General features: G+C 37.6%; 15 protein-coding genes, 5 tRNA genes and 3 rRNA genes. All 23 read left to right on the forward strand.

Annotated elements, in window-relative coordinates; genetic code table 11:
• The first annotated feature begins 50 nt into the window (after nucleotides 1-50).
• The 23 genes from TCEL_RS11180 to TCEL_RS11290 all read left to right on the forward strand — a co-directional run bounded on the left by TCEL_RS11180 (nucleotide 51) and on the right by TCEL_RS11290 (nucleotide 21,251).
• Nucleotides 51-452, forward strand: coding sequence for a S1 domain-containing RNA-binding protein (locus TCEL_RS11180; RefSeq protein ID WP_018664353.1), 402 nt, complete (start codon nucleotides 51-53; stop codon nucleotides 450-452).
• Between the two features lie 228 nt (nucleotides 453-680).
• Nucleotides 681-770 (forward strand) — tRNA-Leu (locus TCEL_RS11185).
• 7 nt (nucleotides 771-777) lie between these two features.
• Nucleotides 778-854: transfer RNA gene (locus TCEL_RS11190), tRNA-Met, on the forward strand.
• Nucleotides 855-858: 4 nt separating this feature from the next.
• A tRNA-Met gene (locus TCEL_RS11195) sits at nucleotides 859-935 on the forward strand.
• Between the two features lie 255 nt (nucleotides 936-1,190).
• Nucleotides 1,191-3,569: a stage II sporulation protein E gene (spoIIE, locus tag TCEL_RS11200; RefSeq protein WP_018664355.1), complete on the forward strand. Its 2,379-nt coding sequence runs from the start codon at nucleotides 1,191-1,193 to the stop codon at nucleotides 3,567-3,569.
• 102 nt (nucleotides 3,570-3,671) lie between these two features.
• Nucleotides 3,672-5,048, forward strand: coding sequence for a tRNA lysidine(34) synthetase TilS (gene tilS, locus TCEL_RS11205; protein WP_018664358.1), 1,377 nt, complete (start codon nucleotides 3,672-3,674; stop codon nucleotides 5,046-5,048).
• The gene (gene hpt / locus TCEL_RS11210; protein ID WP_018664360.1) at nucleotides 5,041-5,583 is read left to right on the forward strand and encodes a hypoxanthine phosphoribosyltransferase; all 543 of its coding nucleotides are present in this window, start codon (nucleotides 5,041-5,043) and stop codon (nucleotides 5,581-5,583) included. Before tilS ends, hpt begins: the two co-directional genes overlap by 8 nt.
• A 68-nt stretch (nucleotides 5,584-5,651) precedes the next feature.
• Nucleotides 5,652-7,469 carry an ATP-dependent zinc metalloprotease FtsH gene (gene ftsH, locus TCEL_RS11215; RefSeq protein WP_018664361.1) on the forward strand — a complete coding sequence of 606 codons (1,818 nt, stop codon included), beginning with the start codon at nucleotides 5,652-5,654 and terminating at the stop codon, nucleotides 7,467-7,469.
• Nucleotides 7,470-7,480: 11 nt separating this feature from the next.
• Entirely contained in the window at nucleotides 7,481-7,882 is a 402-nt protein-coding gene (locus TCEL_RS11220) for a thioesterase family protein (protein WP_242823465.1), read from the forward strand.
• Nucleotides 7,883-8,042: 160 nt separating this feature from the next.
• Nucleotides 8,043-8,402 carry an OadG family protein gene (locus tag TCEL_RS11225; RefSeq protein WP_018664365.1) on the forward strand — a complete coding sequence of 120 codons (360 nt, stop codon included), beginning with the start codon at nucleotides 8,043-8,045 and terminating at the stop codon, nucleotides 8,400-8,402.
• Between the two features lie 18 nt (nucleotides 8,403-8,420).
• Nucleotides 8,421-8,753 (forward strand): biotin/lipoyl-containing protein, encoded by a 333-nt coding sequence (locus TCEL_RS11230; protein WP_018664366.1) that lies wholly within the window; start codon nucleotides 8,421-8,423, stop codon nucleotides 8,751-8,753.
• Between the two features lie 14 nt (nucleotides 8,754-8,767).
• Nucleotides 8,768-9,916: a sodium ion-translocating decarboxylase subunit beta gene (locus TCEL_RS11235; RefSeq protein WP_018664369.1), complete on the forward strand. Its 1,149-nt coding sequence runs from the start codon at nucleotides 8,768-8,770 to the stop codon at nucleotides 9,914-9,916.
• A gap of 96 nt (nucleotides 9,917-10,012) precedes the next feature.
• Complete coding sequence (locus TCEL_RS11240) at nucleotides 10,013-10,789, forward strand: type III pantothenate kinase (RefSeq protein ID WP_018664371.1); 777 nt, start codon at nucleotides 10,013-10,015, stop codon at nucleotides 10,787-10,789.
• Between the two features lie 4 nt (nucleotides 10,790-10,793).
• Nucleotides 10,794-11,756, forward strand: coding sequence for a tRNA dihydrouridine synthase DusB (gene dusB / locus TCEL_RS11245; RefSeq protein ID WP_018664373.1), 963 nt, complete (start codon nucleotides 10,794-10,796; stop codon nucleotides 11,754-11,756).
• Nucleotides 11,757-11,842: 86 nt separating this feature from the next.
• Nucleotides 11,843-12,367 carry a helix-turn-helix domain-containing protein gene (locus TCEL_RS11250; RefSeq protein ID WP_018664375.1) on the forward strand — a complete coding sequence of 175 codons (525 nt, stop codon included), beginning with the start codon at nucleotides 11,843-11,845 and terminating at the stop codon, nucleotides 12,365-12,367.
• A gap of 10 nt (nucleotides 12,368-12,377) precedes the next feature.
• Nucleotides 12,378-13,307: a hypothetical protein gene (locus TCEL_RS11255; RefSeq protein WP_018664377.1), complete on the forward strand. Its 930-nt coding sequence runs from the start codon at nucleotides 12,378-12,380 to the stop codon at nucleotides 13,305-13,307.
• A gap of 206 nt (nucleotides 13,308-13,513) precedes the next feature.
• Complete coding sequence (gene greA / locus TCEL_RS11260; RefSeq protein ID WP_018664378.1) at nucleotides 13,514-13,996, forward strand: transcription elongation factor GreA; 483 nt, start codon at nucleotides 13,514-13,516, stop codon at nucleotides 13,994-13,996.
• A 16-nt stretch (nucleotides 13,997-14,012) separates the two neighbouring features.
• Nucleotides 14,013-15,533: a lysine--tRNA ligase gene (lysS, locus tag TCEL_RS11265; protein ID WP_018664379.1), complete on the forward strand. Its 1,521-nt coding sequence runs from the start codon at nucleotides 14,013-14,015 to the stop codon at nucleotides 15,531-15,533.
• A 152-nt stretch (nucleotides 15,534-15,685) separates the two neighbouring features.
• A tRNA-Asn gene (locus TCEL_RS11270) sits at nucleotides 15,686-15,760 on the forward strand.
• Between the two features lie 733 nt (nucleotides 15,761-16,493).
• Nucleotides 16,494-18,014, forward strand: a 16S ribosomal RNA gene (locus TCEL_RS11275).
• A gap of 97 nt (nucleotides 18,015-18,111) precedes the next feature.
• Nucleotides 18,112-21,021 (forward strand): 23S ribosomal RNA (locus tag TCEL_RS11280).
• Nucleotides 21,022-21,049: 28 nt separating this feature from the next.
• Nucleotides 21,050-21,164, forward strand: a 5S ribosomal RNA gene (rrf, locus tag TCEL_RS11285).
• Together the 16S, 23S and 5S rRNA genes with 1 tRNA gene alongside form the textbook arrangement of a ribosomal RNA operon.
• Nucleotides 21,165-21,176: 12 nt before the next feature.
• Nucleotides 21,177-21,251, forward strand: a tRNA-Asn gene (locus TCEL_RS11290).
• Nucleotides 21,252-21,289 lie beyond the last annotated feature (38 nt).

A 21,289-nucleotide genomic window follows, 5' to 3' on the forward strand; every position in this document is an offset into this window, starting at 1 on the left:
TTTTTATATAATAAAAAATATGATAAAATTTAAGGAGGAATTTTTTCGTCATGACCCTACAGGTAGGAAACATTTTAGAGGGCAAAGTTGTAAACATCACAAATTTTGGTGCTTTTGTTGAGATTTCTGGAAAGACAGGATTAGTTCATATCTCAGAAATCTCAGACACATATGTAAAGGACATAAGAAATCATTTAAAAGAGCAGGATAAGGTAAAGGTAAAGGTTATTGCAATTGATGAAAATGGGAAGATAAGTCTTTCAATCAGACAGGCACTTCCTAAAAAATCAAGTAGACCTATTGAGATTGACTGGGATATGGAAAGAAGAAGGTCTGCAAATATGTCTTTTGAAGAAAGACTTGCAAAATTCCTAAGGGAAAGTGAGGAGAGATTTCAGGATCTTAAGAGAAGCCAAGATTCAAAAAGAAGTGGCGGATATTCAAGAAGATAGGATATATGAGGTATTTTGCTTATGCAAAATACCTTTAAATTTTTTTTTTAGGGGATAGGGAATAGGGTGTTGACAAACTCAAAAAAAGATGTATAATAAAAAGAGTCAGCAGGGCAAAAGAAAAGAGAGAAAAAAGTAAAAAGAAAAAAATAAAAAAACTGTTGACAAAGATAAAAAAACAATATATAATAATAAATGTCGCGAGGCGATGAAAACAAAATAAAAAACGCCGGAGTGGCGGAACAGGCAGACGCACAGGACTTAAAATCCTGCGGTTTGAATAAAACCGTACCGGTTCGACCCCGGTCTCCGGCACCACTAACATCGCGGGGTGGAGCAGCCAGGTAGCTCGTCGGGCTCATAACCCGAAGGTCGGAGGTTCAAATCCTCCCCCCGCAACCAACATGGCGGCGTAGCTCAGTTGGCCAGAGCATTCGGTTCATACCCGAAGTGTCAGCGGTTCGAATCCGTTCGCCGCCACCATGAGAATAAGAAGCGAACAGCATATGCTGTTCGCTTTTGTTTTGTTTTTTGACTAATCGACAAGTTTTATATTCACAAATTCTCTATTTACAAGCCATATAAAAAGCTGTTGAATTATTGAGTCGAAAAGTCTTTAGCAATACATTTTTTTAATATAAGTTGTCGGAATTTTTTTATATATAATGAGTAATAATGACAAACATTTTTGCATATATTTGGTATAATAACCCTACGATTTAATTGGGGGGGGTTGGAATGTATAAAGATGATATTCTTCCATACAAAAGAGTTGTAGAGAACAATGTAAAAACCAGAGTAAATATTAATATTTTTTCTTTAAGGTACTTACTTTTATTTTTAAGTGCAGTATTAGTTAGTAGAGTTGTTATTTTAAATTCTCTTATGCCCTTTGGTATATCTTTTTTAATTGCTTCTTATCATGTATTATCCAAAGCTGAAGCCTTCTTTGTTGCTATTTTTGTTGTTTTAGGATATGTGCTCTCATTTCAAAAATTTCTTTCATTCTCTCATATAGCAACTGTAATAATATTAACATTATTTATACCATTTATATCTGAGAATAAGAAGGTTTATAAGTTTTCATTAATAGCCTTTTTAATAAATACAGTTTCAAACATGCTTTTTAGATATTTTTACATAAGTTTAGATTTTATACCTTATGATATAATTGTAGCTGTCTTTGAATCGGTAATTATGCTTGCTTCTGCATATATATTCTCTTATGGGATACCATTTTATTCAAACAAACAAACAAGAAGGATATTATCAAAGGAAGAAGTAATTTGTTTTATATTAATATTAGCAATTGTAGTATCAGGTTTTGGTGATATTAATATATATGGTTTTTCATTAAGAAATATTATTACATTTTTAATAGTTATATGCTTTGCATATACGGAAGGTACAAGCATGGGAGCTGCTGTAGGAATTACAATGGGTGTAGTATCAGGAATATCTGATAGTACGATGCATGTTAATATTGGTATATTTGGTTTTGCAGGATTGATAGCAGGAGTATTTAAAGACTTTAATAAATTTATTGTAGCTGTTTCGTTTGTAGTTTCATCTGCAATGCTTTCGTTTTATGGTACAGGGAGTGTTGCTTTAAATAATTTGATGTTAGAATCCTTAATAGCAGCAGCAATATTTATGCTTTTACCTACAAAAAAGTTTCAAAAGATAACATCTTCTTTAGATGGGGATAAGAAGATAATAGAGCTACAAAAGTCGTACATAGAAAAAGTAAAGGGGCTTATGGAAATAAGACTTTCCTCAATGTCAAATACTTTATATGGTATGTCTTCTATTTTGCAGGAGAATATAGAGAATGAGCTTTCAAAGAAACAGGAGATAAATGGACTAGTAGAGAAAATAGCAGATAGGGTATGTGCAAACTGTGATTGTAAGAGTATTTGTTGGGGAAAGGAGTTATATTATACATATGATTCCATTTTAGAGCTTTTAAGAACTATAGAGAAAAAAGGAATCATATCTACTATGGAGATGCCAGATAGTATTAGAAGAAAGTGTATTAGACCAACTGAGATAATGAAGCAGTCTGTACACCTTTTAGAAATAATGAGATTAAACAATAGATGGAGGAAAAAACTAATAAATTCAAGAATGATTTTAGCAGAACAAATTAAGGGTATATCAAATATAATAGAAACCATGGTTAAAGAGACATCAAATTCAATTGAGTTTAGGAATGATATAGAAGAGGAGATTGCAGTAGAACTAGATAAAATGGGACTAGAGTTTGACAACGTTGTTGCGCTTAAAAATGGACGAGATAAGTATGAAATAACCTTCTACAGAAAACCGTGTAGAGGTAAAAATTTATGTGTAAAAGAATTTGAAAAGGCAGTATCTAGGGCTTTAGGAACAAAGATGGTAGTTGATAGTTCAGGATGTAAAATTAATGAATCAAAAACTATGTGTCAATTTAGACTAATAGAGGCTGAAACTTATAATCTAGTAACAGCAGTAGCTAGGGCATCAAAAGAAAGTATATCAGGCGATAGCTATTATTTTGGAAATATAGGCGAAGGTAGATATATGATGGCAATAAGCGATGGCATGGGAAGTGGAAGAGCAGCCAATATGGAAAGCAATACAACTATTGCTCTTTTAGAAAAATTAATGGAGGCAGGATTTGAAAGGAATACAGCACTTAAGGCAATAAATTCAGTTCTAGTTTTAAGATCTTGTGATGAAAGTTTTGCAACAGTTGATATGGGACTTATTGATCTATATAGTGGTATAGGAGAATTTATAAAAATTGGAGCAGCACCTACTTTTATAAAGTCAGGAAGAGAAGTAGAAGTTATAAAGAGTTCTGCGCTACCTGTAGGAATATTAGATGATGTTGATATAGAAAGCCATATAGTTGAGTTTAGAAGTGGTGATATGATTGTCATGGTAAGTGATGGAGTGGTTGATTCTAATGAAAATCTAAAGGAGAAGTGGGTTGTAAAGGCACTTAAAGAATTTGATAGTGGAAATCCAAAGGATGTAGCAGATTATATTTTAAATAAAGCTAAAGAATATTATGGAAACAACTTAAAGGATGATATGACGGTTATTGTTTCTAAAATATGGAAAACAAGCTGAGCCATGATAGTCATGGCTCTTTCTTTTATATAGCCTTCTTGCTGAATTTTTTGTTTAAAGTTATTATAATAATATCTTAAAATAGTTTGGAAGTGGTGAAGTATGAAGGAAAAGGTTTTAAATTATATTAAAGCAAATAGGCTAATAGACTATGGAGATAAAATAGTAGTTGGTTTGTCGGGAGGACCAGACTCTGTATGTTTGCTTCACATATTGTGCTCATTAAGAGATGACTTGAATATTACAATCTATACAGCACATGTAAATCACATGATTAGAGGAGAGGAAGCCTTTAGAGATGAAGAATATTCAAAAAAACTGGCAGAATCACTAGGCGTGGAACATTTTAATCTTAGAGTTAAAGTAGAGGAGTTTGCAAAAGAAAATAAGATGACATCAGAAGAAGCGGGTAGATTTATTAGGTACAAGTTTTTTGATGAAGTTTTAAATAAAGTTGGAGCAAATAAAATAGCCCTTGCTCATAATATGAATGATAATGCAGAAACAATTCTTATGAATTTAATAAGAGGTACAGGCACATTAGGACTTGTTGGAATACCTAACAAAAGAGATGGTAAATATATAAGGCCTATAATGTGTCTTACAAGAGATGAGATAGAAGAGTACTGCAAAGTAAATGGGTTAAATCCACAAATAGATAGCACAAATAGAGAGAGTATCTATACAAGGAATAAAGTAAGATTAGAACTTATACCTTATATAAAGGAAAATTTTAATTCTAATATAATTGAAAGTTTAAATAGATTATCAGAAATAATAAAGTATGAGGAGGAATTTTTACAAGGATTTGTAGATGATATTATAAATAGTCATTATAAAGATAAGAGATTTAGTATAAGTATTTTTAACAAACAGCATGTAGCAATTAAAAGAAGGATAATAAGAAGAATAATTGAAATAGTTATAGGGAAAATAAGTGGAATTGAACAAAAACATATAGATGAGTGCATTGAACTTATACATAAAGCAGAAACTGGGAAATATCTAGTATTACCACATAACATTGTGTGTAAAATAGAGTATGATAATTTTATGATAGATGTCAAAAGTGACGAAATAACAGAGTATGAGTATAAAATAAATATTCCTGGTGTTACATATATACCTGAGTTGAATTCTAAAATTTATACAAATGTATTAGAAAATTTAAATAATATTAAATATAATACATTTATAAAATACTTTGATTATGATAAAATAGGAAATGACATAGTTGTAAGAAGCAGAAGGCAGGGAGATTATATAGTATTAAGTGGAATAAGGGGCAAGAAAAAGTTAAAAGATTTTTTTATTGATAAAAAGGTTCCAAGAGATGAAAGGCAGAGAATTCCACTTGTAGCAAAAGGTTCAGAAGTAGTTTGGATCATTGGTATGAGAGATAACTGTTTATATAAAGTAAGCAGTGAAACAAAAAGAATACTTGAAATTAGATTTGAAAGAGGTGCAGAGAATGAATAAAGATCTTAAGAAAATACTTTTAACAGAAGAAGAAATAAAAAAGAGAGTTTGTGAACTTGCTCAAGATATAATGAATGATTTTAAAGACGAAGAGTTGTTTTTTATTGGAGTTTTAAAGGGATCTGTTGTTTTTGTTGCGGATCTTATGAGATGTGTTAAAAATGATGTAACAATGGACTTTATGGCAGTATCAAGCTATGGTCTGTCTTCACAAACATCCGGTGTAGTTAGAATTTTAAAGGACCTAGATTTTGACATTGAAGGGAAGAATGTAATAATAGTTGAGGATATAATAGATACAGGAACTACTTTAAAGTATTTATATGAATATTTGAAAAAGAGAAATCCTAAAGTTTTAAAGATATGCTGCTTATTAGATAAACCTGAAAGAAGAAAAGTTGATATAAAGGCAGATTATATTGGATTTACTATACCAGATGAATTTGTTGTTGGATATGGTTTAGATTTTGCTGAGAGATTTAGAAACTTACCATATATAGCTGTTGTCAAGGAGGAAGCATATGCGAACAAATAATTGTATATATCATAATATTATGATAAAATTAAAAGACATAAGTTTTTAATTTGAGAGGGGGGCTTAAGTTGAAGAATTCATTTTTAAAGAGTGCAAGCGCATGGATACTTATAATTTTAGCTTTTTTTGTTGCAGTTACTTTTTTTAGTAATCCAACGGTAAAAAAAGAGCAGTTCACATATACAAAGCTTGATACTGCTATTAATGAAGGTAAGGTGGCAAAGATAACTGTTGATGTTGATTCTGGTGAAGCAACTGGGGAGCTTAAAGATAAGACTCAATTTAAAGTTAATATAAATTCAGCAGAGAAATTGCAAGAAAAAGTTGATGAGTATAATAGAACACATAGTGATAAAATTGACCTAGATTTTATACCACCTACTAAATTTCCAGTTTGGGTATCTGCAATTCCAAATATACTAATGCTTATTATGTTAGGGGTTGTATGGTTTATATTTATCCAGCAATCTCAAGGTGGCGGCGGAAAAGGAGTTATGAACTTTGGAAAGAGCCGTGCAAAGCTTGTAACAAATGACAAGAAGAAAGTTACATTTAATGATGTTGCAGGAGCAGATGAAGAGAAGCAGGAACTTGAAGAAGTCGTTGATTTCTTAAAGCAACCAAGAAAATATATAGAACTTGGTGCAAGAATACCAAAGGGAGTGTTACTAGTTGGTCCTCCTGGTACAGGTAAAACTCTTCTTGCAAAGGCTGTTGCAGGTGAAGCAGGAGTACCATTCTTTAGCATAAGTGGTTCAGATTTCGTTGAGATGTTTGTTGGTGTTGGAGCTTCAAGAGTAAGAGATTTATTTGATACTGCGAAGAAGAATGCTCCATGTATAGTGTTTATAGATGAAATAGATGCAGTTGGTAGACAAAGAGGAGCAGGACTTGGTGGAGGCCACGACGAAAGAGAACAAACTCTAAATCAATTACTAGTTGAGATGGATGGATTTGGAACAAACGAAGGAATTATAGTCATCGCAGCAACAAATAGACCAGATATATTAGACCCAGCACTACTTAGACCAGGTAGATTTGACAGACAGATAGTTGTAAATCCACCAGATGTAAAGGGAAGAGAAGAGATATTAAAGGTTCATGCTAGAAATAAGCCACTTGATGAAAATGTAGATTTAAAGATAATTGCTAAAAGAACACCAGGTTTTTCAGGAGCTGATCTTGAAAACCTAATGAACGAAGCAGCACTTTTAACAGTAAGAAAAAATAAAAAACTAATAGGTATGGAAGAATTAGAAGAAGCAATAACAAGAGTTATTGCAGGTCCAGAAAAGAAGAGTAGAGTAATGAGTGAAAAGGAAAGAAGATTAACAGCATATCATGAGGCAGGTCATGCAGTTGTAATGAAGCTTTTACCAAATGCAGCACCTGTACATCAAATAAGCATTATACCAAGAGGAAGAGCGGGAGGATATACACTTGCACTTCCTGAAGAAGATAAACACTACGCATCAAAGACAGAGCTTATTGAGGAGATAGTAGGATTACTGGGTGGAAGAGTTGCAGAAAAGCTTGTTTTAAATGATATAAGTACAGGAGCTAAAAATGATATTGAAAGAGCTACAAATATTGCAAGAAAGATGGTTACTGAGTATGGTATGAGTGATGTATTAGGACCAATAGAATTTGGTTCTGGTCATGAAGAGGTATTCTTAGGCCGTGACTTTGCAAAATCAAGAAATTACAGTGAAGAGGTTGCAGCTCTTATAGATAAAGAAATTAAAAATATAATACATGAGGCATATGAAAGAGCAGAAAGATTATTGAAGGAAAATATAAATAAGCTTCATAGAGTAGCAGAAGCTCTATTAGAAAAGGAAAAACTAGAGGCAGATGAGTTTGAAGCGATTTTCAATGAGGCATAGGGGTGATAAAGGTGAAGGAGATTAGGGTAGGAAAAAGGCATATTGTTGAGAGGGTAGCAGAACCAAAAGATTCTGCGATAAACTATGCAAGTGGAGGAGTAGATGTGTACTCAACTCCAGCAATGATAGGTCTAATGGAATGTGCAGCTAAAGAATGTTTAGATGAGTTTTTAGATGAGGGATATTCAACAGTAGGAATAAGTTTAAACATTAAGCACCTTGCTGCAACACCTATTGGTATGAAGGTAAGAGCAGAGGCAGAGATAGTAGCTGTTGAAGGTAAAAAGGTTGTGTTTAAGGTCGAAGCTTTTGATGAAGTTGAAAAAATAGGAGAAGGAATACATGAAAGATATATTGTAGATATAAATAAGTTTATAAGCAGAGTCAATAATAAGAATAGCAAAGAGGAGTAGTTTATTACTCCTCTTTTTTTATGAAGGAAATAATTTGTGAAACAAGTATTTCTTTTAACAAAAATATTTTTTAAATATGAAATTTTTATTGCAAAAGTTATTAAATTTTGAATAAGATTATGGTAAAATAATAAATAAATACATTAATAGGGAGGGGAATATGTTGAGTTTAGGTGACAAATTGCTTCTTGGGGTTAATACCACCATTATTTCAATGACAATAGTTTTTATTGTTTTAATTTTTCTAGGTTTAATTATTAAATTAATTTCAAAAGTTGTAGAAAAAATGAATTATAATCATCAAAAGATAGAAAGCAATATGGTGGATAAAAACTCAAAGGCAGTAAAAATGGACAAACAAGAATTGCTTCAGACAACAGGAAGTGTTAGTGGACAAATTAATTTAAAGGGAGAAGTATCGGATGATGAAATAGCTGCTGTTTTAGCAGTTGTAGCACATGAATTAAAACGACCTTTAGAACAAGTAAAAATTAATAGTATTAAATTAATAAATGAATAGATAGGAGGATATGGAGTTATGAGAAAATACATTGTTACTGTAAATGGTAAAAAGTTTGAGGTTGAGGTAGAAGAAATTATAAAGGATTCTCAAAATAACATAGTTGAGGTTAAAAAAGAAACTGCAGTATCTTCAAATGAAAAGGAAATAAAGGCTCCGATGCCAGGTACTATTTTAGATGTTAAAGTTAACTCAGGAGATAGAGTAAAAAAAGGAGATGTACTATTTATTCTTGAAGCCATGAAGATGGAAAATGAAATTATGGCTGGAGAAGATGGAATTATTACAGAAGTTTTAGTAAGCAAGGGAACTAGTGTGTCTACAGATGATATATTAGCAAAATATAAATAGTAGGGGGAAGGGATATGTTTTTAGAAATGATGATAAATGCCTTTAGAGATATACTAAAGACGTCAGGTTTTTTACATATGACTTGGGGTCAGTTTATAATGATTATAGTTTCCCTATTTCTTATATATTTAGCAATAGTTAAACAATTTGAACCACTCTTACTTCTACCAATATCATTTGGTATGCTTTTAGCAAATCTACCCATAACGGGAATAATGGATCCTCAAAGAGATGGACATATGGGAGGATTACTATGGTACTTGTATCAAGGGGTAGAAAAGGAGATATATCCACCTCTTATTTTCTTGGGTGTAGGAGCCATGACAGATTTTGGTCCTCTTATTGCAAATCCATCAAGTATATTACTTGGTGCAGCTGCTCAATTTGGAGTATTTATGGCTTTTTTAGTTGCACTTCTTTTAGGTTTTACTCCTCAAGAGGCAGCATCAATTGGTATAATAGGTGGAGCAGATGGACCAACTGCTATATATTTATCTTCAAAGCTTGCACCACATAGATTAGGTGCAATTGCAGTTGCGGCATATTCATACATGGCACTTGTTCCATTAATTCAACCTCCAATAATGAAGCTACTCACAACAAAAGAAGAAAGAATGGTTAAGATGGAACAGTTAAGAAAAGTTTCAAAGGCAGAAAAAATAATATTTCCTATTGTCGTGACGATATTAGTATCTTTGCTTTTACCTTCAGTGGCACCACTAATTGGTATGTTAATGTTAGGAAATCTATTTAGAGAAAGTGGAGTTGTAAATAGATTATCAGATACCGCACAAAATGCAATGATAAATATTATAACAATATTTTTAGGAACTACTGTAGGGGCAACTGCTAGTGCAGAAAACTTTTTAAAATTCGAAACTATAGCTATTACAATTTTAGGTTTAGTGGCATTTGCGTTTAGTACAGTAGGTGGAATAGTTCTTGGAAAAATAATGTATAAAGTAACTAAAGGTAAAGTTAATCCTTTAATTGGTTCTGCAGGAGTTTCAGCAGTTCCAATGGCAGCAAGAGTTTCACAGGTGGTAGGCCAAAAGGAAAACCCATCAAACTTCCTATTAATGCATGCTATGGGACCAAATGTTGCAGGAGTTATAGGAACTGCTGTTGCTGCTGGAGTTCTTCTAACTTTATTTGGAAAATAAGAAGGTACCTTAAAGGTACCTTGTTTTTGTTGAATTTTATATTATATATGCTACAATGTAAATGATATGTAAAAAATGAGTAAGGAGTGCGTTAATATGTTGTTGGTTTTTGATGTTGGAAATACAAATATTGTATTAGGAGTTTATGATGGGAAGAAACTAGTTATCGATTGGAGAATTGCAACTACAACTCAAAGAACTGCAGATGAATATGGTATAGTTGTTATAAATTTATTTGAAAAGGCAGGATTAAATTATAAGGATATAGAGGCCGTTGTTGTATCATCTGTAGTGCCTAACATAATGTATTCATTAGAACATATGATAAGAAAATATTTTAATGTAGAGCCTTTAGTTGTAGGTCCAGGAATTAAAACTGGTATTAATATAAAATATGATAATCCAAAGGAAGTTGGAGCGGATAGAATAGTTAATGCAGTTGCGGCTCATGATATATATAAAAGATCATTGATAATTGTGGATTTTGGTACAGCTACTACATTTTGTGCAGTAGGTAAGAATGGAGATTATTATGGGGGCGCTATAACTCCAGGCATAAAGATAGCTAGCGATGCATTATTTGAACGAGCAGCAAAATTACCAAGAATAGAACTAGTTAAGCCACCAACAGTTATATGTAAGAATACAGTTCAAAGTATGCAATCTGGAATTATATATGGTTATGCAGGATTGGTAGATAATATCGTAACAAAAATGAAAAAGGAAATGGAGCAGTTAAAGGAAGAGGAGCCTTTTGTTGTTGCAACAGGAGGACTAGCAAAGTTAATAGCTACAGAAAGTAGTACTATAGATGAAATCAATCCATATTTAACATTAGAAGGGTTAAGAATAATTTACGAAAAGAACAGGTGATTATATGAAAATAGGAAACTTCGTTCCAGATAACAACGTATTTTTAGCCCCTATGGCAGGTGTAACTGATAAGGCATTTAGGATAATATGCAAGGAATTTGGAGCAGGATTAGTATATACTGAGATGGTAAGTTCTAAGGGATTATATTATGGAAGCCAAAAGACTGAATTTATGCTTGATATAGATAAGAGGGAGGCTCCAGCGGTTGTACAGATATTTGGATCAGATGCTGATATAATGGGGTACATGGCAGAAAGAATAAGTGAAAAAGAGGATGTAGCATATATTGATATAAATATGGGATGTCCAGCACCGAAAATAGTAAAAAATAAAGAAGGTTCATATTTAATGAGGGAACCAAAACTTGCCGAAGAGATTGTAAAAAAGGTTGTAGAAAAATCAAAAAAGCCTGTGACAGTAAAGATAAGAAAAGGTTGGGATGAAACTAGTGTTAACGCAGTTGAGTTTGCTAAGATGTTGGAGCAATGTGGAGCAAGTGCCATTGCAATTCATGGAAGAACAAGAAGTCAAATGTATGAAGGTAAGGCTGATTGGGATATAATAAAGAAAGTTAAGCAAAGTGTTAATATACCTGTTATTGGGAATGGTGATGTTGTAACCTGTGAAGATGCTAAAAGGTTATTTGAATATACTGGCTGTGATGCAATAATGATAGGACGAGGTGCTTTGGGGAATCCATGGATATTTAAAAGGGTAGTATATTACTTAGAAAATGGGATTATTTTAGATGAGCCTTTACCAGAAGAGAAAGTAGAACAAGCGATAAGACACCTTGAAATGATGTATGAGTTTAAGGGACAACGTGGAGTAATTGAAATGAGGAAGCATATTGCGTGGTACTTAAAGGGATTAAAAAATGCAGCAGCAATTAGAGATAGAGTTAATAAAATGGATAATAAGGATGAGATAATTGAATTACTAAAGGAGTATAAAGAGACTATCTAATTATAGTCTCTTTATATTTTATTGAAAATTTAAATATAAAGGTATAAAATGTAACTAAGCACAAAAAGTGCATGGGGAGGGGCAATATGGATTTCGTTAAAATAGGGGATAAGATTATTAGCAAATCTAGAATAAATAAAAAAATAGATGAAATAATAGAACTTAGGAGTAAAGGCTATTCACAACAGGAGGTTGCAAAGGAGTTAGACATAGATAGGACATTTATTTCAAGGCTTGAGAGTTTAGGTGAAGTTCGCAAGGGGGGAGATATAGCGGTTATTGGGTTTCCAATAAAAAATAAAGATGAGATAGAAGAGGTTCTTCGTTCATTTAATATAGAATATATATTACTGATGAATGAAGAAGAAAGGCAAAGTTTTATTAAAAAACAGGGTGGAAAAGAACTACTAGAAAGTGTTTTAAAAATCATTTCAGATGTTAGAAAATACAAACATTGCGTAATTATAGGTTCTAATATGAGGGTGAAGGTTTTATCAAAGCTTTTGGATAGTCAGGTTTATACTATTGATATAGGTGAATCACCTTTAAAAAATGATGTTTATGTAGATCCACAGAGGGTATTAGATATAATAAAAACGATAATAGAGTAGGGGGATAAAGATGAAAAGAGTTGTTTCAGTAAGTTTAGGATCATCTAAAAGAGATCATTCTGTAGAGGTAGAGCTATTAGGTGAAAAATTTGTAATAGAGAGAGTAGGAACAGATGGAGATAAAGAAAAAGCTATACAGCTAATTAGAGAATTAGATGGAAAAGTTGATGCTTTTGGAATGGGTGGGATAGACTTATATGTATATTCAGGAAGTAAAAGGTATGTTATTAAAGATGCTGTTCCAATGATGGAGGCATCCAAGAGGACGCCTATAGTTGACGGTTCGGGTTTGAAAAATACATTAGAGAGAAGGGTTATTAAGTACATAGATCAAAACATACTTTCATTAAAAAATAAAAATGTACTTATGGTAAGTGCAGCAGATAGATTTGGTATGGCAGAGGCACTTTATGAGTGTGGAGCAAACATTACATTTGGAGATATAATATTTGCGCTTAATATACCTATTCCAATTAAAAGCTATAGAGTATTTCAAATGATGGCAGATATAATTCTTCCGATTGCTTGTAGAATGCCTTTTGAAAAGCTGTATCCAACAGGTAAAGAACAGGAAATTAATGTAGATAAATATGAGAAGTACTTTAATGAGGCAGAGATAATAGCTGGAGACTTTTTGTTTATAAAGAAGTATATGCCTAGTAATTTAGATGAGAAAATAATAATAACAAATACTGTAACATCATCAGACGTTGAAGAATTGAAAAAGAGAGGAGTACATATGTTAATTACTACTACTCCTGAATTTAAAGGTAGATCCTTTGGTACAAATGTATTAGAGGCTGTATTGGTTACACTTATGAATAAATCTTTAGATTTAATAAATAGCGATGATTATAATACAATGTTAGATAGATTAAACTTTAAGCCAAGAGTAGAAATTTTAAATGAAGTTTATCTTAAAGCAGAAAGTGCAGAGTAACTATTATGAAAATTTTGAATTTGAAACATAATATTTAATATAATTATTGACACTGACAAATAGGTGTTTTATAATAACTTCAATGATTGGTAGTAAGCACTATAAGGTTACTTATGGTGCTTATTATTAATTATAATAAGTGTGTTTTATTAATTTTTAATTAGCATATAATATTATAAATTTAATGTTTAAAGGGGAGTAATAATATGGCAGAAAACAAACAAGTAATACTTACATATGAGGGAATTAAAAAAATAGAAGAAGAACTAGAATATTTAAAAACCGTTAAGAGAAAGGAAGTAGCACAAAAGATAAAGACAGCTATTTCTTATGGAGATTTAAGTGAAAACTCAGAATACGATGAAGCAAAAAATGAACAGGCTTTTGTTGAAGGAAGAATTGCTACACTTGAAAACATGCTAAAAAATGCAAAAGTTATCGATGAAGAAGATATTAAAACAGATGTTGTTTCAATTGGTTGTATAGTAAGAGTTAGAGATTTAGATTATGGAGATGAAATGGAATTTACAATAGTTGGTTCAGCCGAGGCAGACTTTAAGAAAATGAAGATATCTAATGAAGCTCCAATAGGAAAAGGACTTATGGGTAAAAAGGTAGGAGATAAAGTAGAAATTCAAGTACCAGATGGTACAATTACCTATGAGATCTTAGAAATAAAAAGACATTAAAATGGAGGTAGATGAAATGGCAAATGAGGAACTAAATCAAGTTGAGCTTAATCAACTTGAAGAGGAGTACAATGAGCTTATAAGACAAAGAATACAAAAGCTAGAAGAATTAAGACAAAAAGGACAAGATCCATTTTTAATAGTGAAATATGACAGAACACATACTTCAAAACAAATTAAGGATAATTATGATGAATTAGAGAATAAGACAGTAAGAGTAGCAGGACGTTTAATGTCTAAAAGAATTCATGGTAAAGCAGGTTTTAGCGATATACATGATAGATATGGTAAGATTCAGCTTTATGTAAAGATTGATAACGTAGGTGAAGAAAAACTTAAGTTCTTTAAGAGTCTAGATATTGGAGATATTATTGGAGTTGAAGGTGAAGTATTCAAGACAAAAACAGGTGAGATATCAATATTAGTTAAAGATTTTACTCTTCTTACAAAATCATTAAGACCACTACCAGAAAAATGGCATGGACTTAAGGACCCAGACTTAAGATATAGACAAAGATATGTTGATTTAATTGTTAATCCGGATGTAAGAGATACTTTTATGAAGAGAACTCAAATAATAAAAGCAATAAGAAAATTTCTTGATGAAAGAGATTACATAGAAGTTGAAACTCCAATCCTTTCTCCTATTGCAGGTGGTGCAGCTGCAAGACCATTTATAACTCATCATAATGCTTTAGATATCGATATGTATCTTAGAATTGCGACTGAGCTTTATTTAAAAAGATTAATTGTTGGTGGTTTTGAGAGAGTTTACGAAATAGGAAAGAATTTTAGAAATGAAGGAATAGATGTAAGACATAATCCAGAATTTACTGCTATTGAGCTATATCAAGCTTATGCAGACTATAATGATATGATGGAACTTACTGAAAGTCTAGTTGAGTTTGTATGTTTAGAGGTATTAGGTACAACAAAGGTAAATTATCAAGGAACTGAAATTGACTTTAAGGCTCCGTGGGCAAGAATAACAATGAAGGAAGCTGTTAAAAAATATGCTGGAGTTGACTTTGATCAAATAAAGTCAGATGAAGAAGCAAGGGAAATAGCAAAGAAGATGAAGGTTGAAGATGAATTAAAGAAGGACCTAAAGGATTGTAATAAGGCTGATATATTAGTAGCATTATTTGAAACCTATGCAGAAAAGCATCTAATTCAGCCAACGTTTGTTTTAGATTATCCAGTAGAAGTGTCACCACTTACTAAGAGAAAACCAGATGACCCAGCATTTACTGAAAGATTTGAAGCTTATGTATTTGGTAGAGAAATAGCAAATGCATATTCAGAATTAAATGATCCAATTGATCAAAAGGAAAGATTCTTACAACAATTAAGAGAACGTGAACTCGGTGATGATGAAGCATATATGATGGATGAAGACTTCATAAATGCATTAGAAATAGGTATGCCTCCAACAGGGGGATTGGGTATAGGTATTGACAGACTAATAATGTTCCTAACTGATTCATATTCTATTAGAGATGTTATCCTATTCCCAACAATGAAGCCAACAAAGTAAAATGATTATTAGAATAATAAACAGGTTCGGCTGTAGTTTAATAAATAGCTGAACCTGTTTATTTTATTGTATATTACGAAGTTATAGTATAAAAATTTTAAAAAGGGTATTGCAAAAAAATAAAATGATGCTATAATATAATCTGTAAGCGTTCCACGGTAGCTCAATGGTGGAGCATCCGGCTGTTAACCGGAGGGTTGGAGGTTCGAGTCCTCTCCGTGGAGCCATTTTAATTGCAAAAAAGCAGTTGACAAAAAAGCAAAAAATAAATATAATAAATTTTGTCTTTAAGAAAAAAGAATGTTGACAAACTGATGAATGAATGATAAACTAATAAAACAACGGTCCTTGAAAACTGAACAGCGAGAGCGAACGTACTTTGAAGCTCAGGTTAGAACATGAGAGTTTGATCCTGGCTCAGGACGAACGCTGGCGGCGTGCCTAACACATGCAAGTCGAGCGGAGGTAGCACTTAACACTGAGTGCTCAGTTTGATAGGGGTAAGTCTTAAGCCAGCGTCAAGCACGCGTAAGCGGGCTTTACGCAAATTAGGATAACACATGCTGAGAACTGAGTGTTAAGTGCTGCCTTAGCGGCGGACGGGTGAGTAACACGTGGGTAACCTGCCCTTGAGAGGGGGATAACAGGTCGAAAGGCCTGCTAATACCGCATAACGCTAAGATGCCGCATGGCGTCTTAGCCAAAGGTTAATTCCGCTCAAGGATGGGCCCGCGGCCCATTAGCTAGTTGGTGAGGTAATGGCTCACCAAGGCGACGATGGGTAGCCGGCCTGAGAGNCAAGCGACTTTTATATATAAAAGTCGCTTGCGGGGAGCAGCGATGAAAAAGAAAAAACAAAAAAGATATTGACAAAATGAAAAAGACGTGATAACATAAATAAGCGTCGACGGTCCTTGAAAACTGAACAGCGAGAGCGAACGTACTTTGAAGCTCAGGTTAGAACATGAGAGTTTGATCCTGGCTCAGGACGAACGCTGGCGGCGTGCCTAACACATGCAAGTCGAGCGGAGGGGATAGGAGCTTGCTCCTTGAACCTTAGCGGCGGACGGGTGAGTAACACGTGGGTAACCTGCCCTTGAGAGGGGGATAACAGGTCGAAAGGCCTGCTAATACCGCATAACGCTAAGATGCCGCATGGCGTCTTAGCCAAAGGTTAATTCCGCTCAAGGATGGGCCCGCGGCCCATTAGCTAGTTGGTGAGGTAATGGCTCACCAAGGCGACGATGGGTAGCCGGCCTGAGAGGGTGGTCGGCCACACTGGGACTGAGACACGGCCCAGACTCCTACGGGAGGCAGCAGTGGGGAATATTGCGCAATGGGGGAAACCCTGACGCAGCGACGCCGCGTGAGCGATGAAGGCCTTCGGGTTGTAAAGCTCTGTCTTCCCTGACGATAATGACGGTAAGGGAGGAGGAAGCCACGGCTAACTACGTGCCAGCAGCCGCGGTAATACGTAGGTGGCAAGCGTTGTCCGGAATTACTGGGCGTAAAGGGTGCGTAGGCGGCTCTTTAAGTGGGGTGTGAAATCCCTGGGCTCAACCCAGGAACTGCACTCCAAACTGGAGAGCTAGAGTGCAGGAGAGGAAAGCGGAATTCCCAGTGTAGCGGTGAAATGCGTAGAGATTGGGAGGAACACCAGTGGCGAAGGCGGCTTTCTGGACTGTAACTGACGCTGAGGCACGAAAGCGTGGGGAGCAAACAGGATTAGATACCCTGGTAGTCCACGCTGTAAACGATGGGTACTAGGTGTAGGGGGCGAAGCCCTCTGTGCCGCAGCTAACGCATTAAGTACCCCGCCTGGGGAGTACGGTCGCAAGATTAAAACTCAAAGGAATTGACGGGGGCCCGCACAAGCAGCGGAGCATGTGGTTTAATTCGAAGCAACGCGAAGAACCTTACCAGGGCTTGACATCCACCGAACCCTGTGGAAACACGGGGGTGCCCTTCGGGGAACGGTGAGACAGGTGGTGCATGGTTGTCGTCAGCTCGTGTCGTGAGATGTTGGGTTAAGTCCCGCAACGAGCGCAACCCTTGCCTTTAGTTGCCAGCACTTCGGGTGGGCACTCTAAAGGGACTGCCTGGGTTAACCAGGAGGAAGGTGGGGATGACGTCAAATCATCATGCCCCTTATGCTCTGGGCTACACACGTGCTACAATGGCCGGTACAATGAGTTGCAAACCCGTGAGGGGGAGCTAATCTCAAAAACCGGTCCCAGTTCGGATTGTAGGCTGCAACTCGCCTACATGAAGCCGGAGTTGCTAGTAATCGCGGATCAGCATGCCGCGGTGAATACGTTCCCGGGCCTTGTACACACCGCCCGTCACACCATGAGAGCCGGCAACACCCGAAGCCAGTGGGCTAACCCGCAAGGGAGGCAGCTGTCGAAGGTGGGGCTGGTGATTGGGGTGAAGTCGTAACAAGGTAGCCGTAGGAGAACCTGCGGCTGGATCACCTCCTTTCTAAGGGTTTAATAGCTCTCGCTGTTTAGTTTTGAAGGACCGCAAGGTCCAAGTTCTTTGAAAACTGCACAGCCAAAGGTAACAAGTTCTTAATGAAGATCAAGCTACAAAGGGCGCATGGTGGATGCCTTGGCACCAGGAGCCGATGAAGGACGTGGTAAGCTGCGAAAAGCTGCGGGTAGCCGCAAACAGGCTGTGATCCGCAGATGTCCGAATGGGGGAACCCGCATGGCTAACGCCATGCATCCTTAGCTGAATCCATAGGCTAAGGAGGGCACACCCGGGGAACTGAAACATCTAAGTACCCGGAGGAAAAGAAAGAATAATCGATTCCCTAAGTAGCGGCGAGCGAAAGGGGAGGAGCCCAAACCAGAGGAAACTCTGGGGTTGCGGACAGGTCAAGAAAGCGAAGGAGTTCTTAGTCGAATAGGTCTGGAAAGGCCAGCCACAGAAGGTAAAAGCCCTGTAGGCGAAAAGGACTTTGAGCGAGACCTGATCCAGAGTACCACGGGACACGAGGAACCCTGTGGGAAGCAGGGAGGACCACCTCCCAAGGCTAAATACTACCTGGTGACCGATAGCGCATAGTACCGTGAGGGAAAGGTGAAAAGAACCCCGGGAGGGGAGTGAAATAGAACCTGAAACCGTGTGCCTACAAGCAGTCGGAGGGCGTTAAGGCCTGACGGCGTGCTTTTTGTAGAACGAGCCAGCGAGTTACGGTATGTAGCGAGGTTAAGCACTTAAGGTGCGAAGCCGTAGGGAAACCGAGTCTGAAGAGGGCGTTAAGTTGCATGCCGTAGACCCGAAACCGGGTGACCTATCCATGGACAGGGTGAAGGTGAGGTAAAACTTACTGGAGGCCCGAACCACGTTGGTGTTGAAAAACCATGGGATGAGCTGTGGATAGCGGAGAAATTCCAATCGAACTCGGAGATAGCTGGTTCTCCCCGAAATAGCTTTAGGGCTAGCCTCGGGTTAGAGACATGGAGGTAGAGCACTGAATGGGCTAGGGGCCGTCTAGGTTACCGAACCTTATCAAACTCCGAATGCCATAGTCTTGATGCCCGGGAGTCAGACTTAGAGTGATAAGATCCTAAGTCAAAAGGGAAACAGCCCAGACCATCAGCTAAGGTCCCAAAGTGCATGTTAAGTGGTAAAGGATGTGGGACTTCTAAGACAACCAGGATGTTGGCTTAGAAGCAGCCATTCATTTAAAGAGTGCGTAATAGCTCACTGGTCGAGAGGTCCTGCGCCGAAGATGTCCGGGGCTCAAACATGCCACCGAAGCTATGGATTTGGTACCGTTGCTACGGTACCAAATGGTAGGGGAGCTTTCTTAGCGGGTTGAAGTCAGACCGTGAGGACTGGTGGACTGCTAAGAAGTGAGAATGCTGGCATAAGTAGCGAGAAATAGGTGAGAATCCTATTCGCCGAAAACCTAAGGTTTCCTCAGGAAGGCTCGTCCGCTGAGGGTTAGTCGGGACCTAAGCCGAGGCCGAAAGGCGTAGGTGATGGACAATCGGTTGATATTCCGATACCACCAGCAGCCGTTTGAGAGATGGGGGGACGCAGGAGGATAGGCTGAGCACACTGCTGGATATGTGTGTCCAAAGCACAAGGTATGCCTCTTAGGCAAATCCGGGAGGATAAGCTGAGTGCTGATGGGGAGCCGTAAGGCGAAGCAGCCGATTTCACACTGCCGAGAAAAGCCTCTATCGAGGATGCTGGTGCCCGTACCGCAAACCGACACAGGTAGGTGAGGAGAGAATCCTAAGGCGAGCGGGAGAACCCTTGTTAAGGAACTCGGCAAATTGACCCCGTAACTTCGGGAGAAGGGGTGCCTACCGAAAGGTAGGCCGCAGAGAATAGGCCCAGGCGACTGTTTAGCAAAAACACAGGTCTCTGCTAAGTCGAAAGACGATGTATAGGGGCTGACGCCTGCCCGGTGCTGGAAGGTTAAGGGGAAAGGTTAGCGCAAGCGAAGCTTTGAACCGAAGCCCCAGTAAACGGCGGCCGTAACTATAACGGTCCTAAGGTAGCGAAATTCCTTGTCGGGTAAGTTCCGACCCGCACGAATGGCGTAACGACCTGGGCGCTGTCTCGACAAGGGACCCGGCGAAATTGTAGTACAAGTGAAGATGCTTGTTACCCGCGATTGGACGGAAAGACCCCGTAGAGCTTTACTGCAGCTTAGCATTGAGTTTCGGTATTGTCTGTACAGGATAGGTGGGAGGCTGAGAAGTAGCGTCGCCAGGCGCTATGGAGCCGCCGTTGGGATACCACCCTGATGATACTGAAGCTCTAACCGGAGGCCATGAAGCTGGTCACGGGACATTGTTAGGCGGGCAGTTTGACTGGGGCGGTCGCCTCCTAAAGAGTAACGGAGGCGCCCAAAGGTTCCCTCAGTGCGGTTGGAAATCGCGCGTAGAGTGCAAAGGCAGAAGGGAGCCTAACTGTGAGACTGACAAGTCGAGCAGTGACGAAAGTCGGGCTTAGTGATCCGGTGGTACCGAGTGGAAGGGCCATCGCTCAACGGATAAAAGCTACCTCGGGGATAACAGGCTGATCTCCCCCAAGAGTCCACATCGACGGGGAGGTTTGGCACCTCGATGTCGGCTCGTCGCATCCTGGGGCTGAAGTAGGTCCCAAGGGTTGGGCTGTTCGCCCATTAAAGCGGCACGCGAGCTGGGTTCAGAACGTCGTGAGACAGTTCGGTCCCTATCCGTCGCGGGCGTAGGAAATTTGAGAGGAGCTGTCCTTAGTACGAGAGGACCGGGATGGACGAACCTCTGGTGCACCAGTTGTCGCGCCAGCGGCACAGCTGGGTAGCCATGTTCGGATGGGATAAGCGCTGAAGGCATCTAAGCGCGAAGCCCACCTCAAGATGAGATTTCCCATAGCGTTAAGCTAGTAAGACCCCTGGAAGAACACCAGGTTGATAGGCCAGAGGTGTAAGCGTCGTAAGGCGTTTAGCTGACTGGTACTAATAGGTCGAGGGCTTGATCATACAGGCTGTGCAGTTTTGAAAGAACTAATCCGGCGACTATGCCGCGGAGGAAACACCCGTTCCCATTCCGAACACGAAGGTTAAGCTCCGCAGGGCCGATGGTACTGCACCGCACGGTGTGGGAGAGTAGGTCGTTGCCGGATCAAACTTAATATTCCACGGTAGCTCAATGGTGGAGCATCCGGCTGTTAACCGGAGGGTTGGAGGTTCGAGTCCTCTCCGTGGAGCCATCTAGAAAATATATGAGGTTGCAAAAGCAACCTCTTTT

Origin of the sequence: Thermobrachium celere DSM 8682, from assembly GCF_000430995.1 — a bacterium.
In the GTDB taxonomy this organism is placed as follows: domain Bacteria; phylum Bacillota; class Clostridia; order Clostridiales; family Caloramatoraceae; genus Thermobrachium; species Thermobrachium celere.

Coding starts and splice junctions, on each gene's coding strand:
- TCEL_RS11180 (WP_018664353.1), top strand. CDS start 51: ATGACCCTACAGGTAGGAAACATTTTAGAGGGCAAAGTTGTAAACATC.
- spoIIE (WP_018664355.1), top strand. CDS start 1,191: ATGTATAAAGATGATATTCTTCCATACAAAAGAGTTGTAGAGAACAAT.
- tilS (WP_018664358.1), top strand. CDS start 3,672: ATGAAGGAAAAGGTTTTAAATTATATTAAAGCAAATAGGCTAATAGAC.
- hpt (WP_018664360.1), top strand. CDS start 5,041: ATGAATAAAGATCTTAAGAAAATACTTTTAACAGAAGAAGAAATAAAA.
- TCEL_RS11225 (WP_018664365.1), top strand. CDS start 8,043: ATGTTGAGTTTAGGTGACAAATTGCTTCTTGGGGTTAATACCACCATT.
- TCEL_RS11230 (WP_018664366.1), top strand. CDS start 8,421: ATGAGAAAATACATTGTTACTGTAAATGGTAAAAAGTTTGAGGTTGAG.
- TCEL_RS11235 (WP_018664369.1), top strand. CDS start 8,768: ATGTTTTTAGAAATGATGATAAATGCCTTTAGAGATATACTAAAGACG.
- TCEL_RS11240 (WP_018664371.1), top strand. CDS start 10,013: ATGTTGTTGGTTTTTGATGTTGGAAATACAAATATTGTATTAGGAGTT.
- dusB (WP_018664373.1), top strand. CDS start 10,794: ATGAAAATAGGAAACTTCGTTCCAGATAACAACGTATTTTTAGCCCCT.
- TCEL_RS11250 (WP_018664375.1), top strand. CDS start 11,843: ATGGATTTCGTTAAAATAGGGGATAAGATTATTAGCAAATCTAGAATA.
- TCEL_RS11255 (WP_018664377.1), top strand. CDS start 12,378: ATGAAAAGAGTTGTTTCAGTAAGTTTAGGATCATCTAAAAGAGATCAT.
- greA (WP_018664378.1), top strand. CDS start 13,514: ATGGCAGAAAACAAACAAGTAATACTTACATATGAGGGAATTAAAAAA.
- lysS (WP_018664379.1), top strand. CDS start 14,013: ATGGCAAATGAGGAACTAAATCAAGTTGAGCTTAATCAACTTGAAGAG.